The 14,605-nt window shown below is 36.5% G+C and carries 18 protein-coding genes; 12 read left to right on the top strand and 6 right to left on the bottom strand.

Annotation, left to right across the window (positions count from 1 at the left end; genetic code table 11):
- The first annotated feature begins 114 nt into the window (after positions 1-114).
- Positions 115-963, top strand: a complete 849-nt coding sequence (locus KTB61_RS05365) for a Cof-type HAD-IIB family hydrolase (protein WP_075759609.1) — start codon at positions 115-117, stop codon at positions 961-963.
- A gap of 90 nt (positions 964-1,053) precedes the next feature.
- Here the strand turns inward: KTB61_RS05365 and KTB61_RS05360 are convergent, their stop codons facing one another.
- Positions 1,054-1,494 (bottom strand): Rrf2 family transcriptional regulator, encoded by a 441-nt coding sequence (locus tag KTB61_RS05360; RefSeq protein ID WP_075759608.1) that lies wholly within the window; start codon positions 1,492-1,494, stop codon positions 1,054-1,056.
- A 130-nt stretch (positions 1,495-1,624) separates the two neighbouring features.
- Between KTB61_RS05360 and KTB61_RS05355 the strand changes: the two genes are divergently transcribed.
- The 3 genes from KTB61_RS05355 (at position 1,625) to KTB61_RS05345 (ending at position 4,849) form a co-directional block, all read left to right on the top strand.
- Positions 1,625-2,389 carry a 4Fe-4S binding protein gene (locus KTB61_RS05355; RefSeq protein WP_075759607.1) on the top strand — a complete coding sequence of 255 codons (765 nt, stop codon included), beginning with the start codon at positions 1,625-1,627 and terminating at the stop codon, positions 2,387-2,389.
- Between the two features lie 122 nt (positions 2,390-2,511).
- On the top strand, positions 2,512-3,822 hold the full coding sequence (locus KTB61_RS05350) for an MATE family efflux transporter (protein ID WP_075759606.1): 1,311 nt from the start codon (positions 2,512-2,514) through the stop codon (positions 3,820-3,822).
- A 415-nt stretch (positions 3,823-4,237) separates the two neighbouring features.
- A complete protein-coding gene (locus tag KTB61_RS05345; protein ID WP_216696977.1) occupies positions 4,238-4,849 on the top strand; it encodes an MBL fold metallo-hydrolase in 612 nt (203 codons plus the stop codon).
- Positions 4,850-4,865: 16 nt separating this feature from the next.
- Here the strand turns inward: KTB61_RS05345 and KTB61_RS05340 are convergent, their stop codons facing one another.
- Positions 4,866-5,495: an Abi family protein gene (locus tag KTB61_RS05340; protein ID WP_216696976.1), complete on the bottom strand. Its 630-nt coding sequence runs from the start codon at positions 5,493-5,495 to the stop codon at positions 4,866-4,868.
- Positions 5,496-5,930: 435 nt separating this feature from the next.
- Between KTB61_RS05340 and KTB61_RS05335 the strand changes: the two genes are divergently transcribed.
- Positions 5,931-8,060, top strand: a complete 2,130-nt coding sequence (locus tag KTB61_RS05335; protein WP_230973617.1) for a glycogen synthase — start codon at positions 5,931-5,933, stop codon at positions 8,058-8,060.
- Positions 8,061-8,227: 167 nt separating this feature from the next.
- On the opposite strand, the gene KTB61_RS05330 is transcribed toward KTB61_RS05335, so the two are convergent.
- Positions 8,228-8,503 carry a hypothetical protein gene (locus tag KTB61_RS05330; protein ID WP_216696975.1) on the bottom strand — a complete coding sequence of 92 codons (276 nt, stop codon included), beginning with the start codon at positions 8,501-8,503 and terminating at the stop codon, positions 8,228-8,230.
- Between the two features lie 347 nt (positions 8,504-8,850).
- On the opposite strand from KTB61_RS05330, the gene KTB61_RS05325 reads away from it, so the two are divergent.
- The 6 genes from KTB61_RS05325 (at position 8,851) to KTB61_RS05300 (ending at position 12,249) form a co-directional block, all read left to right on the top strand.
- On the top strand, positions 8,851-9,060 hold the full coding sequence (locus tag KTB61_RS05325; protein ID WP_216696974.1) for a hypothetical protein: 210 nt from the start codon (positions 8,851-8,853) through the stop codon (positions 9,058-9,060).
- 36 nt (positions 9,061-9,096) lie between these two features.
- Positions 9,097-9,690, top strand: coding sequence for a class IV adenylate cyclase (cyaB, locus tag KTB61_RS05320; RefSeq protein WP_216696973.1), 594 nt, complete (start codon positions 9,097-9,099; stop codon positions 9,688-9,690).
- A 145-nt stretch (positions 9,691-9,835) separates the two neighbouring features.
- On the top strand, positions 9,836-10,600 hold the full coding sequence (locus KTB61_RS05315; RefSeq protein ID WP_075759593.1) for an SDR family NAD(P)-dependent oxidoreductase: 765 nt from the start codon (positions 9,836-9,838) through the stop codon (positions 10,598-10,600).
- Positions 10,601-10,803: 203 nt separating this feature from the next.
- Positions 10,804-11,574 carry a peroxide stress protein YaaA gene (gene yaaA, locus KTB61_RS05310; protein ID WP_216696972.1) on the top strand — a complete coding sequence of 257 codons (771 nt, stop codon included), beginning with the start codon at positions 10,804-10,806 and terminating at the stop codon, positions 11,572-11,574.
- Positions 11,564-11,770 carry a hypothetical protein gene (locus KTB61_RS05305; RefSeq protein ID WP_075759591.1) on the top strand — a complete coding sequence of 69 codons (207 nt, stop codon included), beginning with the start codon at positions 11,564-11,566 and terminating at the stop codon, positions 11,768-11,770. Before yaaA ends, KTB61_RS05305 begins: the two co-directional genes overlap by 11 nt.
- Positions 11,771-11,907: 137 nt before the next feature.
- A complete protein-coding gene (locus tag KTB61_RS05300) occupies positions 11,908-12,249 on the top strand; it encodes a hypothetical protein (RefSeq protein ID WP_216696971.1) in 342 nt (113 codons plus the stop codon).
- A gap of 114 nt (positions 12,250-12,363) precedes the next feature.
- Here the strand turns inward: KTB61_RS05300 and KTB61_RS05295 are convergent, their stop codons facing one another.
- Together KTB61_RS05295 and KTB61_RS05290 are read right to left on the bottom strand one after the other, a co-directional pair.
- The gene (locus tag KTB61_RS05295) at positions 12,364-12,786 is read right to left on the bottom strand and encodes a DUF1284 domain-containing protein (protein WP_216696970.1); all 423 of its coding nucleotides are present in this window, start codon (positions 12,784-12,786) and stop codon (positions 12,364-12,366) included.
- A gap of 67 nt (positions 12,787-12,853) precedes the next feature.
- Positions 12,854-13,384 (bottom strand): biotin transporter BioY, encoded by a 531-nt coding sequence (locus KTB61_RS05290; protein ID WP_083638353.1) that lies wholly within the window; start codon positions 13,382-13,384, stop codon positions 12,854-12,856.
- Between the two features lie 239 nt (positions 13,385-13,623).
- On the opposite strand from KTB61_RS05290, the gene KTB61_RS05285 reads away from it, so the two are divergent.
- On the top strand, positions 13,624-13,854 hold the full coding sequence (locus tag KTB61_RS05285) for a purine biosynthesis protein PurH (protein ID WP_075759587.1): 231 nt from the start codon (positions 13,624-13,626) through the stop codon (positions 13,852-13,854).
- 89 nt (positions 13,855-13,943) lie between these two features.
- On the opposite strand, the gene KTB61_RS05280 is transcribed toward KTB61_RS05285, so the two are convergent.
- Positions 13,944-14,510: a flavin reductase family protein gene (locus KTB61_RS05280; protein ID WP_075759586.1), complete on the bottom strand. Its 567-nt coding sequence runs from the start codon at positions 14,508-14,510 to the stop codon at positions 13,944-13,946.
- Positions 14,511-14,605: the final 95 nt, after the last annotated feature.

Raw genomic sequence — 14,605 nt, 5'->3', positions numbered from 1 at the left:
AGTTGTTATCCATTTTATCGCTCATATGTGATAAAATATGAATGAAAATCTGTGGCAAATATGAAAAACATCTTTGAAGATTAAAGATATAAAGTTACAGTTAGGAGGATAACGATGAGCATCAAAGTAATTTTAATGGACGTAGATGGAACATTAGCAGATTCCAGTAAAAAGATAACACCTGAAACAAAGACTGCTTTACTGCAAGCCCAGGATGCGGGCATATTACTGGTTTTAGCAAGTGGCAGAACCGATAATGGATTAAAGTATTTTGCAGATGAATTAAATATGAAGGAACATCATGGGTTACTGATCTGTAATAATGGTGCTACAGTAGTAGATTATCAGACCGGGGAAATATTATTCAGTCAGGCTCTATCTGTGGAAGAAGGCAAAGAGGTATTAGAACATTTAAAGAAATTTGATGTATGTCCGGTTGTTGCCAGAGGAGAATACATGTATGTAAACAATGTATTCAATAATACAATTGAAAGAAATGGAAAACCATGGAATGTCTTAGAATATGAATCACGAGGAAATAATTATAAGTTATGTGAAATCGATGATTTAGCTAAATGGTGTGATTTTGAAATCAGTAAGATCTTAACATATGCCAATCCATCCTATCTGCAGGAGCATTATGAGGAGATGAAAGCCCCTTTTGGAGATCGTATCAATTCGATGTTCACGGCACCATATTATTACGAATTTACAGCTAAGGGCGTAGATAAATCTAAAGCAATTCGAAAAGCAATCGAAATCTCCGGTTTTACTGCCGATGAAATGATTGCATTTGGAGATGCACAGAATGATAAAACCATGATTGAGTATGCTGGAATCGGAGTTGCAATGGGAAATGCAACCGATGAGCTGAAAGCAGCAGCTGATTATATTACAGATGATATGGATCATGACGGCATTGCAAAAGCATTGTATCATTTCTTCCCTGAAATTTATAAATAAATTTTCTGCTTAGATAAATAATAGACAGGACCTGGAAAGTGCTAAGAAATGGGCATTTTCGGGGCCTGTCTATATTTTTAAGTATGAAAATTAATTCTGGGTGGGTTCTTTCTCTTGATATTCCGCTACAATCTCTTTCAGGGTAACTGATTTCATACTATCTTCAAGATCAGAGCGGATTTTGCTGTATGAATGATCAAGTACTGCATGAATATTTCTTCCAACCGGGCATAGCTGGGATGGATTCTGGTGAACCCCAATGAGTTTGTCTAGAGCATCCGGCTCTACGCACATACAAATCCGATATAGTGTAATTTCTTCCAGTGGGCAGGCAAGTGTTGCTCCGCCGGTTCCGAATTTCACAGAAATCATGCCGTCTTTTTTTAATGCGCTTATTATATTTCGAATGATTACAGGATTGCATCCGGTGGACAGAGACAGTAGTGTACTTGTTACTTTTTTGCTTTCGCCGTATTCGTGAATAAAAACAAGACAGTGGACGGCAATGGAGCATTTGTTGCTGATATGCATAAACTCACCTCCTAGTATGATTTTTACTATATCATAAAAACAGGCTGGTGTAAATTTTGACATGACACCTGCTGAATGCTATAATGAACAAAGATGTAATTCTAAAATTTACACAAGGAGGAATAGAATTATGAAATGTTCACTTATCTTGTTTAGTCCAACTGGTGGTACAGAAAAGACCGCTGAAATTCTCTGTTCTGCCATGGCTTCTGAAACTCAGATTTTTGATTTAGCAAATATATCCTTTGATGCAGGAGATTTTTCAGCAGACAGTGATGCGGTTGCAGTGCTTGCACTTCCTTCCTATGGAGGTCGTGTCCCGGCATTGGCAGCAGAGAGGCTGAAGAAAGTTCAGGGAAAGGGGATGCCTTGCGTATTACTGTGTGTCTATGGCAACCGGGCATACGAGGATACCCTAGTGGAGATGGAGGATCTGGCGAAAGAGTGTGGTTTCCGTGTGATTGCAGCTGTGGCAGCTGTTGCGGAACATTCCATTATTCACCAGTATGCAGCAGGACGGCCCGATGCAGCCGATGAAAAGAATCTGAAAGAAATTGGCGCAAAGATTGCACAGAAACTGTCAGGTTCTTTAGATAATAGCCAGTTCACTATCCCTGGTAACCGCCCTTATAAGAAGGCTGGTGGTGGAGGTCTGGTACCAAAAGCTACTTCTGCCTGTGTCAGCTGTGGATTGTGTGCGGCTCAGTGTCCGGCAGGTGCTATTGATAAGGACAACGTGAAAACAGCAGATAAAAACAAGTGTATCTCCTGTATGCGCTGTGTTGTCAAATGCCCTCATAAAGCCAGAAAGGTTAACGGTGCTATGGTTGCAGTTGCTTCAATGGCGATTAAAAAAGAATGTTCAATTCGTAAAGAATGTGAGTGTTATCTCTAAAAATTATGGGGCATTACATTTTGCAATGCCCTTACGTGTTTACTGACTTGCCAGGTTGTCATTTATCCATAACGTGTTAAAATGAATTTAAGATACTTACATGACATGTAGAGGAGAGGAATATGAAGAACAGTAAATTAACGGAAGGCCCTATTATGAAAAACATGCTGCTTTTTGCATTACCGATGATGGCGGGAAATTTACTGCAACAGATTTATAATATTGCTGATATGTTTATTGTCGGACGGTTTATCGGATCCGGTGCATTGGCGGCGGTAGGTTCTGCCTATACGCTTATGACATTTCTGACTTCCTTGATTATAGGACTTTGTATGGGCAGCGGAGCAATATTTTCTAAATGGTATGGCGCTGGCAAAATAGAAGAAATGAAACAGGACATACAATTATCTTTTTGGTTTATTGGCGGTGTGACCATTGTTATCACCCTATTGGTTTTTCCCGGGACAGATATTATCCTGCGTTTGCTTTGTGTACCAGAAGATATCTACTTTTTAATGCGAGGATATGTGAAAATTATTTTTGCCGGGATAGGGTTTATTTTTCTGTATAACTTTTTTGCCTATCTTTTACGTTCTATAGGAAATTCCGTCGTGCCCCTTTATTTTCTTGCAGCTTCTTCTGTATTAAATATCATGTTAGATTTATATTTTGTGATTTCCTTAAAATGGGGTATACCAGGAGCAGCAATTGCAACAGTGATTTCCCAGGGAGTTTCCGGAATTGGAATTGCAATTTATACAATTTGTAAAAGGCCGGATCTTCTAAAAGCAGAGCAGAAGTTCAAATGGGATAGAATGAAGAATATTATCAAAAATGATGTATTTACAGGTTTGCAGCAATCGGTAATGAATTTTGGTATTCTAATGATTCAGGGACTGGTTAATAGCTTCGGTACAATCATTATGGCAGCGTTTGCCGCAGCGGTTAAAATTGATACACTGGTATATATGCCGGCACAGGAGTTTGGAAATGCTTATTCTTTATTTATTTCACAAAACTATGGTGCAAAAAAGAAAGAGCGTATTCATAAAGGAACCAAAAAGGCTATGCTTGTGTCCTTGACTTTTTGCATTTTTATATCTGTTTTCATATGGATTTTTTCGGCACAGCTTATGAGATTATTTGTGGATGGAACAGAAACACAGATTATCCTGGAAGGTGTCAGGTATTTACGGATTGAAGGCACATTTTATTTTGGTATCGGATGTCTGTTCCTTCTGTATGGATATTATAGAGGGATTCAAAAAGCGGAAATGTCTTTTGTGCTGACAATCATATCTCTTGGAACAAGAGTCCTGCTAGCTTATTTATTTGCACCGACCATGCTGGGTGTAACAGCAATTTGGTGGGCAATTCCTATAGGATGGCTTTTAGCAGATATAGTAGGTATCCTGTATTACAGAAGAACATAAGAAAAGAATGTAGTATCAAAAAGATTAAAAATCATCGATGCATATGGTTTTCCCCAATATCTGTTTCTGTACATATAAGTGTTGATTCTCTGTTGTCCCTACACTCCATTTTAATAATGTTATATAGCGATTTTCGATTTCAATATTGGAGTATTGATCAAGGGGCAACTGGCAGGCTTGATTAAATGCTTTGGATATGCGTCGATAGGAATTCATGGGGTTCTTCGATACTCCTTGAAAAGTTATTCGTTATTGTTCCTTCCAGAATTCAATCAGACAGGTACGCTCCTGATAATTAAAATAAACGGGTACATGACGCAATCTCCAAAGGTGTTTAATTTAGTATATGGGAGAAGGAATAAAATGTTAGGAAAAAACAAGATGTAAAGAAAAAAGATTACCGAGGTGAACGCAAATGATTACAATCAATGATAATATCAGATACATACCGGCAGCACATGATCCCCTTTCTGCAGATGTGGTTTTCATTGAAACTCCAGAGCACATGTATATATTTGATGTGGGTTCCAATGAACAATCTGCTCAGGCAATTGAATCGGTTAAAAAGGACAAAACAGTGGTATTGTCTCATTTCCATCAGGATCATATAAAAAATATTGAAAAAATCACTTATCAGAATCTTTATGTGTCCAAACAGACATTTAAGTACACCCATAAGGGAACAGTGATTAATGAAACAACAGAGCTGGATCAATCATCACAAATCCGGCTTTTTTTATTACCATCAACCCACGCAAAAGGATGTATCATGCTTTGTTACAAAGAAGAATATGCATTTCTTGGAGATGCTTTATATCCGGCAGCAGTGAAGGGCAAAACCGTTTATAACTGTCAGTTATTAAAGCAGACAATAGATATTTTAAAAGATTTAAAAGTAAAATATCTGGTCATAAGCCATGATAAAGAATTTCTTCATCTAAAAGAGGAGGTTATAAAACGGCTGGAGATGTGTTACGACAGGAGAGAGGCCGGGAGTAATTATATTGAATTACAGGAGTGGAGTTAGATATTAGTTTTTGATATTAAAAATTACGAAGGTATTTAGAAATAAAAAATACGGAAACAATGCAGGCATCGTCTCCGCGGAAAAAACTTGTGTTTTTTTCAAAATATTCTTTATGCTTTAACATTCGTTCATTTAATAACCAATGAAGCTGATTTATACCAGTTTGTTTTAATTTAGGACTTTTGACAAGTTTCAAATATGTAAAAACAAGAATGATGAAATCGTGAATAATTGGATTTGCCATCCATTTTTCTCTGCTATTTTGGGAAATGTGTTTAATTTTTGATATCTTAAATTGAATTTCTTTTGTTTTTTGTATTGTAACATTAAATGGAGCTTTTAGACTGATTAATAAACAATTGTTATGTGCAGCGGCATTCCGGAGGAATTTGATGGACCATAAATAGCTGCAGAAATTAGATTTTGAAGAATATTTAGAATAATATAACTGATATAAGTATATAAAATCACCCAGAGATAGAACTTCAACAATTTCCCAAAGAGCATATTGATCATGGTTATCACGATGCTTTTGAATTAAATCGCTAGTAGCTGATCTTCCGATTTTGTCGTGTAATGATTTTACATAACGATAATCAGAAAGAAATTCTTCTACTATAGAATATCCATCTTCCTTATCATTCATACTTAAATCATAATAAAGTATCCGAAATATATTAATACCAACGGATCATGTGTTAAACAATAACATTAGATGTATTGAAATCTGTCAACGATTAAAATAGAGAACCTTATATTTTTTTAGCCAACCAGTGATGATAATTTTTTGAAAATGTGAATTTTCAGATTGACACTGATTGAAAGCTTTACAAAAATTTTAAAGATGCAAAAGCGACCAAAATAGTGCAGATCTGAAAAAATAAATCGATTTTTCTGCAGTTTTCCTATCAACAGTTTGGATTTATGATATTTGCCTATTACCGTATTTGTGATATAATTATTTAAGGAATAATTATCTGTGATTTTGAAACAAGGTTCAGGATGGAAAATCATTCTCCTCATCTTGGAAAATGGTTATCATATAAAAATAAAATGTTATCATTAATTTTGGAGGTATCAGATGGCCAAGAAACGAGTTACTAAAACTATGAACAAGACAAAAGCCCCAATAGAAAGCAGCACAAAAAGGGGTTCGGTAGGAGAGACAACAGCAAAAACTACAGCAAAGACACCAGTTGAAGAGGACAAAGAAGTTAAGACAAAAGAACCAAAGGCAGAGGCTGCTAAAGAAGTTAAAACAACAAAAGCAGTGAAAGAAGAGCCAAAGGCAAAAGCTGCTAAAGAAGAAAAAGAGGTTAAAACAACAAAAGCAGCAGCGGCAAAAACAACCAAAGCAGTGAAAGAAGAACCAAAGGCAAAAGCTGCTAAAGAGGAAAAAGAAGTTAAACCAACAAAAGCGGCAACGGCAAAAACAACCAAAGCAGTGAAAGAAGAACCAAAGGCGAAGGCTACTAAAGAAGAAAAAGAAGTTAAAACAACAAAAGCGGCAACGGCAAAAACAACCAAAGCAGTGAAAGAAGAACCAAAGGCAAAAGCTGCTAAAGAGGAAAAAGAGGTTAAACCAACAAAAGCAGCAGCGGCAAAAACAACTAAAGTAGTGAAAGAAGAACCAAAGGCAAAGGTTGCTAAAGAAGAAAAAGAAGTAAAAGCGGAAGAACCAAAAGTTGAGGCTGCCCAGGAGATTAAAGAAGCAGAACCAGAGGTTATAGAGGAACCGAAATATGAAGAACCAATGACTCCTAGAAGGAGTGTTGTGTTTATAGGTTCTGAATGCTATCCATTTGTAAAGACCGGTGGTCTGGGAGATGTTATGTATGCGCTTCCTAAAGCCCTGGTTAAACAGAATTGCGATGTAAAAGTAATTCTTCCTCGTTACAAATGTATTCCATGGGAATATCAGGAAAAAATGATATATAGAGGGTCTTTCCAGATGGATTTATGTTCCGATGGAAGATCTTTCTATGTAGGAATCATGGAATATGTCTGGGATGGTGTTGTGTATGATTTCATTGACAATGAAGAATTCTTCAGTGCTGGAAATCCATATACAAATCTTATTGATGATATTCCGAAATACTGCTATTTTGCAAAAGCTGCACTGGCTGCACTTAATTATATGGATTGGATTCCGGATATCATTCATTGCCATGACTGGCAGGCAGCTTTGGTTCCGGTATATTTAAGAACCTTGTTTGAAGATTCAAAAGTGTCTTCTGCAAAAACCATTCTGACCATACATAACTTACGTTTTCAGGGTATTTACAATATTCCTACCATCAAGTACTGGTCAGGATTGCCAGACTATGTATTTAATAAAGATGCATTAAAAGTAGGTTACCGGGATGCAAATATGTTAAAAGGCGGATTGACTTACGCTAATATTATTACTACTGTTAGCCATACTTATGCGGGAGAAATTCAGACACCGTATTACGGAGAAAAACTGGATGCCCATTTAAGATATCATTCCGGTAAATTGAGAGGTATTTTAAATGGTATTGACTATGATATCTGGAATACAGCTACAGATTCCAGATTATATACCAACTACGATATCACCAATGTGTTGGATAAGAAAAGGGAAAATAAACAGAAATTACAGGAAGAACTGGGATTGGTTCAGGATGATCATAAGTTTGTCATTGGATTGATTTCCAGATTGACTGACCAAAAGGGATTAGATCTGGTTAACTATATTCTTCCGCAGATTATGGATGAACATACACAGGTTGTTGTGCTGGGTACCGGAGATTCTGTTTATGAAGATTCCTTCAGGTATTATGAAAATGCATATAAAGGAAATGTATGTTCCAATATCATGTATGATGAAACCAGATCTCACAAAATCTATGCAGGTGCAGATGCCCTGCTGGTTCCTTCACTGTTTGAACCTTGTGGTTTAACTCAATTAATTGCCATGCATTACGGTACAGTACCGATTGTTCGTGAAACAGGTGGATTAAAAGACACAGTAGAACCATATAATGTATATTATAATTCAGGAAATGGATTTACTTTTGACCGCTATGATGCAGGCTTGTTATTAGATGCAATCAACAGAGCCAAAACATTATATTTTACCGATCGCTGGCGTTGGGATGAAATGGTTCAGAGAAATATGGATAAAAACCTTTCATGGGATAATTCTGCAAAACAATATAAAGATCTGTATTTAGAATTAACATGGTAAAAACATACGCTGTTGATATTTCCAGGTAGCTGTTTCTTACAAGAAATATGCATATACATCAGTCCTCTGGAAATCCTTTATCTGTGGGATTTCCGGAGGACTTTTCTTTTGAAGGCTTTTCTTTAAAAGAAGTTTGAAAGGATGTACATATATAAATATAATCTGGTTTATTTTTGAATCAGTTCCTTTTGAATTGCGATAAAATCAGGAATTTCATCTTGGCTTATTTCGCCATCTACTGTGATTTCAATCAGTCGTTCTTTTTCCTTTACAAGAGTGTTTAAAGTAGCTAACATTTCCAAAGTAATCTGAGAAAGCTCTTTTGCTTTTATTTCTGGTACATACTCCTGTCCGATAGGACATTCATGTGAACAAAAATAGTTACATAAAGAAGGTTTTTTGTAACAGTCAGCCATGGCAAGTATTTCTTCCGGATGGGGCAATGATTTTTCGCTTTCGATTTTCTCAATGCGATCAGCAGAAATAAACTGGAGTTTTTCAGAAGCCTCTAATCTGGAATATCCCAGGTCTTCACGACTGGTTTGATATATATTCTTATTTTCCTTTCTTGAAAAATATTAACTGCTGAAGGTTATATCACATATAAATCTATTTTGTCATTTTTACAGAATTAGCATATGCTATATTGATTTTTAGTAACTTTATTTTAAGACTGTTTTATTATAAACTATATCCAGATGGAAGAGACAGGAAGTATATTGCGAAAAGCTGGGACTTGAGAATATATCCCGATTTCATGGGAAACAGATAAAAAAAGGAGATGTTTGAGATGTTGTCAATTTTATTTGGAATTTTGATGATAATGGTATTTGGAAAGCTGTTGATATTTGCTGTTAAGGCGTCATGGGGCATTGTAAAAATATTGTTTACAGTTGCAGTGCTGCCATTGGTACTAATAGGTCTTGTTATGGGAGGCCTTATATATATCGCTTTTCCTGTTTTAATAATTATTGGAATTATTTCTCTGATTGATTCCTAAGAAAATGGAATGAAAATGACAAAAGTCTAGAGTATTATGAGCTTAGATAGAATATTGGAGATAAAAAATATGATTGAAGTGGAAATTAAATTACCAATTGATAATAAAGAGACTGTGGAGGCGGATCTGAAAAGGCTTGGATTTATAAAATCCAGCCTGGTTTGTGAAGAGGATATTTATTTTGACAATGATGCCGGTCAGATTCGAAAAAACGGGGAAGCTTTACGAGTTCGTAAGGTGACTGATCTGTTAGCAAATCAGACAGATGTTGTTATTACATATAAGGGAAAGAAGATGGATCAGATTTCCATGAGTCGAAAGGAACTGGAAACAGGGGTAGCAGATGCAGAGATATGTACTCAGATTTTTGAATCTCTCGGTTTTCGGGTGATTCTGCCAAAGGTTAAAAAGACCAGGCAGGAATATACCTTTAATCAGATGACAGCATGTATTGATCAGGTTCAGGATTTGGGGGATTTTCTTGAACTGGAAATGGTGATTACGGAAGATAAAAATAAGGATGATGCCTTGGGACAGATAGAAAAAATGTTGCAGAGGCTGGGATATAGTTTAAAAGATACAACTAGAAATTCCTATCTGAGTATGCTGCAGCATGTGGAAGATGAATGATACAAGAAGGAATTTAGATGCTTTATTAGAGCTATTGCATAAAAAAGTTAATGTATAAGTTCTTGTTTTTGTGTAAAATTTCCTATATACTCTTATTATATAAAAAAGCAGTCGGGAAAAGTCAGTGGTAAAGGAGGTATTTTACATGAGTCGATTAGAAGGAAAAGTTGCTATTATTACAGGGGGAAATTCCGGTGTAGGTGCGGCAACAGCAAAATTGTTTGCTAAAGAAGGTGCAAAAGTTGTTATCACTGCGCGTAGAGAAGCAAAACTGGAGGAAGTTGCTGCTGCTATTCGTGAAGACGGTGGTGAAGTATTACCGGTTGTGACAGACATATCTAAAAAAGGTGATGCAGATAAGCTGGTAGCAAAAGTAATGGAAGTTTATGGAAAAGTAGATATTCTGGTTAATAATGCAGGAGTGTTAGAAGAGGGATTAAAACCAATTGATCGTTTTACGGATGATGATTTGGATCGAATTGTGGAAATCAATCAGAAAGGTACCATGTACTGTATACGTGCGGCTGCCAGAGAAATGGAAAAGACAGGATATGGTTCAATTGTAAATGTTGCCTCAATTGCAGGTGCCATGGGATGCGGGGGAGCCGCTTATGTATCATCCAAAGCAGCAATTATCGGTGTGACACGTCACACAGCCCTCCGATTTGCCGGTACAAATATCCGTTGTAATGCAGTATGTCCAGGGACTATAGTAACTCCAATGGTAGCGGGAACAAATCCGGCAACTCTTGATCAGGATATGATGGGACAGATGGCAAAACACAGTGATTTGAAAGTACAGCCATGTATGCCTGAAGATGTTGCAAATATTCTGCTGTTCCTTGCAGGTGATGAATCTCGTGCAATTACAGGTCAGGCACTTCACACAGATTTTGGAGGTACATTGTAAAATCAGATATGAACAGATTAGAGTGTCCAGACAGCTCTGATATCTGTCTTTTTACGGAAATATAATTTGGAATTTTAAGGGCATAGAGAGAAAACTTCTTTCTGTGTCCTTTTTCTTGACAAAATTATTGCAGTGCCATATATTTTAATTTTATCAAGGTGCGATGTATCGGAGTAAAACGAAAAGAGGTGATATAAAACGTTATGAGAATTATTTTATCTCCTGCAAAGAAAATGAAGGAAGTGGATGACTCTTTGGATTATATAGATCTTCCCGTATTCCAAAAGGATACAGAATGTATTATGAATTGGATGAAAAAGCTGACGTTTCAGGAAGCGAAAAAATTATGGACATGTAGTGATAAGATAGCAGAGCAGAATTATGATCGGCTTGCATCCATGGATTTGACCCGCAGCCTGACACCGGCCATTTTGTCTTATGAAGGGATTGCTTATCAGTATATGGCACCTGCTGTATTTGAAAGAAAACAGCTTAGTTATGTGCAGGAACATTTGCGTATATTGTCCGGGTTTTATGGTGTTTTGAGACCTATGGATGGTGTGACACCTTATCGACTGGAAATGCAGGCAAAAGCAAAAGTCAATGGAGCAAAAGATCTTTACGAATACTGGGGTGACAGATTATATAAACAGGTCCATGACCATAGTGGTATTATCATTAACCTTGCATCAAAGGAATATTCAAAATGTATTGAGAAATATCTGCAGCCGGAGGATACTTTTATTACTTGTTCTTTTGTAGAAGAGGTAAAGGGGAAATTGGTCCAGAAAGGTGTGTACTGCAAAATGGCCAGAGGGGAGATGGTCCGTTTTATGGCGGTAAATCGTATTGAGGATCCAGAAGAAATGAAGCAATTTCACGGGCTGGGATATAAATTTGCAGAGGAACTGTCCACAGATAAGGAATTTGTATTTTTAAAAGATAAGGAACAAGGATGGGAAAATGAAATATAAAGTATTGCGTATAGATGAAGATGTTGATTTCGGCTGTGAAGAAAGAAGTGAAAACGATCCTGTTATGGCTGTTGTAACTTTGTTAGATGAAAATGGAAAAGAGACTGTGATAAAGATGGAAGATCAGTTATTGTATGACCGAAATATAAATGAAGGTGATATGGTAACTATGGATGAGAAAAAGCAATTATGGTAAAATAAAAAGGCAAGGATAAAAACACAATGCAGGAAAGTTTTTTCTGTAGAGTTGGTAGGTAGTCCAGACGCACTTTTTCATCAAAAGGTGTTTTGGAAAATTGAAGATATTATTTTGTGAGAAATTAGAGCAAAGGTTTGAAAGGCGCGGTTATGAAATACGAAGGGAAATATAAGGAAATGGCAGAGCAGCTCCGAAAAGACGGATGTGATGAGTATACGATAGAAAAATTCATTCGACAGGAGATGGAGAAAGATGAGTTCTGTAAGGGTGAGGGAACTACAGACATTGAGGCTATCCGGTTATGGAATAAGTATCCAGATGAAGTAAAAGAGATGTGGTTGCACAATGCGTTTTGCGTTAATTGCGGAAATGCATCTTTCAAACCCGGATATAATCTGAGAAAAGACAGGTTTGGTGTTGTGATAGAAGGCTTTTGTGATAAGTGCGGCGGAAGGATTGCGAGGTGCTGTGATTAATATGAGTAGATTTTCTGAGATTAATCGATGCTGTATTATTGCCAGAATTTCCCTACTCTATTCCAGAGGTTGGGTGTGGGCAGTGCCCACGAAAAAAGCAATGAATACAATATCTTATTTTTCAATACAATGATCCAATTGTGCAATCAAATCCTCATACTTGCAGAGCCCTCTTTTACGCCAGTTACATTTTCCACAGTTTTCCATAAAAAATTCTGTTGTCATCGTTTCGCGTGCATGTCTGCACATTTCACGATATGTATAGATCTGATTCTCTTTCAGTCCAAAGAACTTCATAACACGACGGTCTTTATTAACAACACGATTGTGATTATGTGAACACTTACCGGATTTTGTCTGATTTGGACAGTTGGTGCAAACCAGGTCAGGTTTTGCCACTAGAGTCAGTTCTTCATCTGGATTATCACGCAGACGGTTCACGACAGATGTCATATTTTCACAAAAAGCATTGTTATAGCCTTTTCCTTCATAAAGTGAAGTACAGATAATGTGATGTGCTCTAAATTTATTTTCCATATGTCTCCATTCCGAAGTGTTTATACAAAGAGAAACAGATCCTTTGATATCATTGACTTCTTTCATATTAAATATTATCGACGGAAAGTATCTTGCGGATTCGATCTGCAATTAGATAAGCACCAATTACTGATATAATATCTTTTGCAATGAAAGGCACAGATACTGCTAAAAATGCTGCTGGAATTGGATTGGATGATACAATCGCAAACTGAATGACACCTAGGAGATGGCATATTGCAAGACCTATGATGCCAAATGCAAAACGCAGCCAGATTGGTTTTTGATTTATGCCGATACCGCATAGTAACGTAAGAAAAATAAATCCCCAGATAAATCCGCCACTGAAGCCTACCAGCCAGGAAGGTCCACCTGTCATTCCCGCAAATACCGGAACGCCAATTGTACCAAGCAAAATATAAATGATTGTAGATACTGTTCCTTTTTTCCATCCCAATGCATAGCCACTAAGCGCAATCGCAAATGTCTGAAGTGTGATTGGAACTCCACTTGGCGTAGGAATGTTCAAAATGGATAATACGCAAGTTACTGCAGTAAACAAACTAATCGTTACCATTATTTTTGTTGAAATTTTCATAATTATCCTCATTTCTGCAGGGTGTGTACAGGCCTGAGTTTTAAGTTTCCCTGCTATTTTTTACATAGGCTATTATAACATCTCTTTTTTGAATGTCAACCTAAAGTTTGAAAAAGGTTAACAATGAAAACTTCAAATACAAGAAGGATAGTACTTTTGAATAATATCCAATGTACAGATGTGTTTTCTGTGTTAAAATATAAGAAACAGATAAGTATAACAGCAAAGGAGAAGGTACAATGTCTAGTATTTTAATTAAAGATACAACAAAAGAGGAACGTGAGAAAATCGTTGCAGAGTCTATTGGAAATATTTCAGCTACATGTGATGGATGTAGTCCTGGAATCATTGAGATGTATCAGGCATATATTGACGGAAAAAAGGAACTTCGTGAAGTAAATATGGAGTTTAATGCCAGATATATTTCCGGAAAAGAAGCACCTGATAGAGGGAATTGTGGATATTATTAAATTTAGATGAATCTCGTAATTTCATGCATATTTTGAAAAGTAACAGGTGGTCATGCCCAGGTTGTGGGATAACCACCCTGAGTATTATTCTATTTTAATTGATTTCCATCACTAAATGCTGTTCCCACCTTCTGAGCAAGTTTTAAATAATAATGATTGCATGGATCATAGGAAATAGCATTTAATTTTTCGGGATCAATGTTTCCGTTTTCATCTAAAATTTTATCGTCAACACTTGCATTGACAATTTCAGCGACGATGCGAAGTGTCTGGTCGTATTGATTGATTTCTTCTACTTTACATTCCAGAACAATTGGAAGATCTTCGATGAAAGGCGCATCAACAAAGTTGCTCTTTGTTAGTTTGAAGCCGGATTTTTCCATTTTATTTTTTTCATCGTGTCCAGAGACAATGCCTACATAATCAGCGGCTGCCAAATGTTCTTCATCTGCAATTCCAACGGTAAAGGCATTTCGTAATTTAATATTATCGGATGTTTTATGTCTGACACCAATATTGATTTGCAGTCGGTTGGAATTGAGGATTCCACCATAGGCCACATTCATTGCGTCTGGTTGTCCATTTTCTGCATATGTAGCAACGATTAAAACAGGTTGAGGGTAAATAAAAGGTTTAGGTCCAAAATTTTTTCTCATAAGCTTCTCCTTTATTTTAGGTAAATACATGATGTATAAATTACTTTGTTTTCATTATAGCAAGCACAAAAAAGAAAACAAGTTTTCTGTAATAA

This window comes from Anaerostipes faecalis, assembly GCF_018982945.1.
GTDB classification, from domain to species: domain Bacteria; phylum Bacillota; class Clostridia; order Lachnospirales; family Lachnospiraceae; genus Anaerostipes; species Anaerostipes faecalis.
Note: the sequence above shows the minus strand (reverse complement) of the source record. Positions and strands in the feature narration are given on the sequence as shown.

Bases quoted from the DNA above. Each gene is read 5' to 3' on its own strand.
- KTB61_RS05340 (WP_216696976.1), bottom strand. From the start codon at position 5,495: ATGAATGATAAGGAAGATGGATATTCTATAGTAGAAGAATTTCTTTCT.
- KTB61_RS05325 (WP_216696974.1), top strand. From the start codon at position 8,851: ATGTTGTCAATTTTATTTGGAATTTTGATGATAATGGTATTTGGAAAG.
- KTB61_RS05355 (WP_075759607.1), top strand. From the start codon at position 1,625: ATGAAATGTTCACTTATCTTGTTTAGTCCAACTGGTGGTACAGAAAAG.
- KTB61_RS05285 (WP_075759587.1), top strand. From the start codon at position 13,624: ATGTCTAGTATTTTAATTAAAGATACAACAAAAGAGGAACGTGAGAAA.
- KTB61_RS05295 (WP_216696970.1), bottom strand. From the start codon at position 12,786: ATGGAAAATAAATTTAGAGCACATCACATTATCTGTACTTCACTTTAT.
- KTB61_RS05345 (WP_216696977.1), top strand. From the start codon at position 4,238: ATGATTACAATCAATGATAATATCAGATACATACCGGCAGCACATGAT.
- KTB61_RS05280 (WP_075759586.1), bottom strand. From the start codon at position 14,510: ATGAGAAAAAATTTTGGACCTAAACCTTTTATTTACCCTCAACCTGTT.
- KTB61_RS05315 (WP_075759593.1), top strand. From the start codon at position 9,836: ATGAGTCGATTAGAAGGAAAAGTTGCTATTATTACAGGGGGAAATTCC.
- yaaA (WP_216696972.1), top strand. From the start codon at position 10,804: ATGAGAATTATTTTATCTCCTGCAAAGAAAATGAAGGAAGTGGATGAC.
- KTB61_RS05290 (WP_083638353.1), bottom strand. From the start codon at position 13,384: ATGAAAATTTCAACAAAAATAATGGTAACGATTAGTTTGTTTACTGCA.
- cyaB (WP_216696973.1), top strand. From the start codon at position 9,097: ATGAGCTTAGATAGAATATTGGAGATAAAAAATATGATTGAAGTGGAA.
- KTB61_RS05360 (WP_075759608.1), bottom strand. From the start codon at position 1,494: ATGCATATCAGCAACAAATGCTCCATTGCCGTCCACTGTCTTGTTTTT.
- KTB61_RS05365 (WP_075759609.1), top strand. From the start codon at position 115: ATGAGCATCAAAGTAATTTTAATGGACGTAGATGGAACATTAGCAGAT.
- KTB61_RS05335 (WP_230973617.1), top strand. From the start codon at position 5,931: ATGGCCAAGAAACGAGTTACTAAAACTATGAACAAGACAAAAGCCCCA.
- KTB61_RS05305 (WP_075759591.1), top strand. From the start codon at position 11,564: ATGAAATATAAAGTATTGCGTATAGATGAAGATGTTGATTTCGGCTGT.
- KTB61_RS05350 (WP_075759606.1), top strand. From the start codon at position 2,512: ATGAAGAACAGTAAATTAACGGAAGGCCCTATTATGAAAAACATGCTG.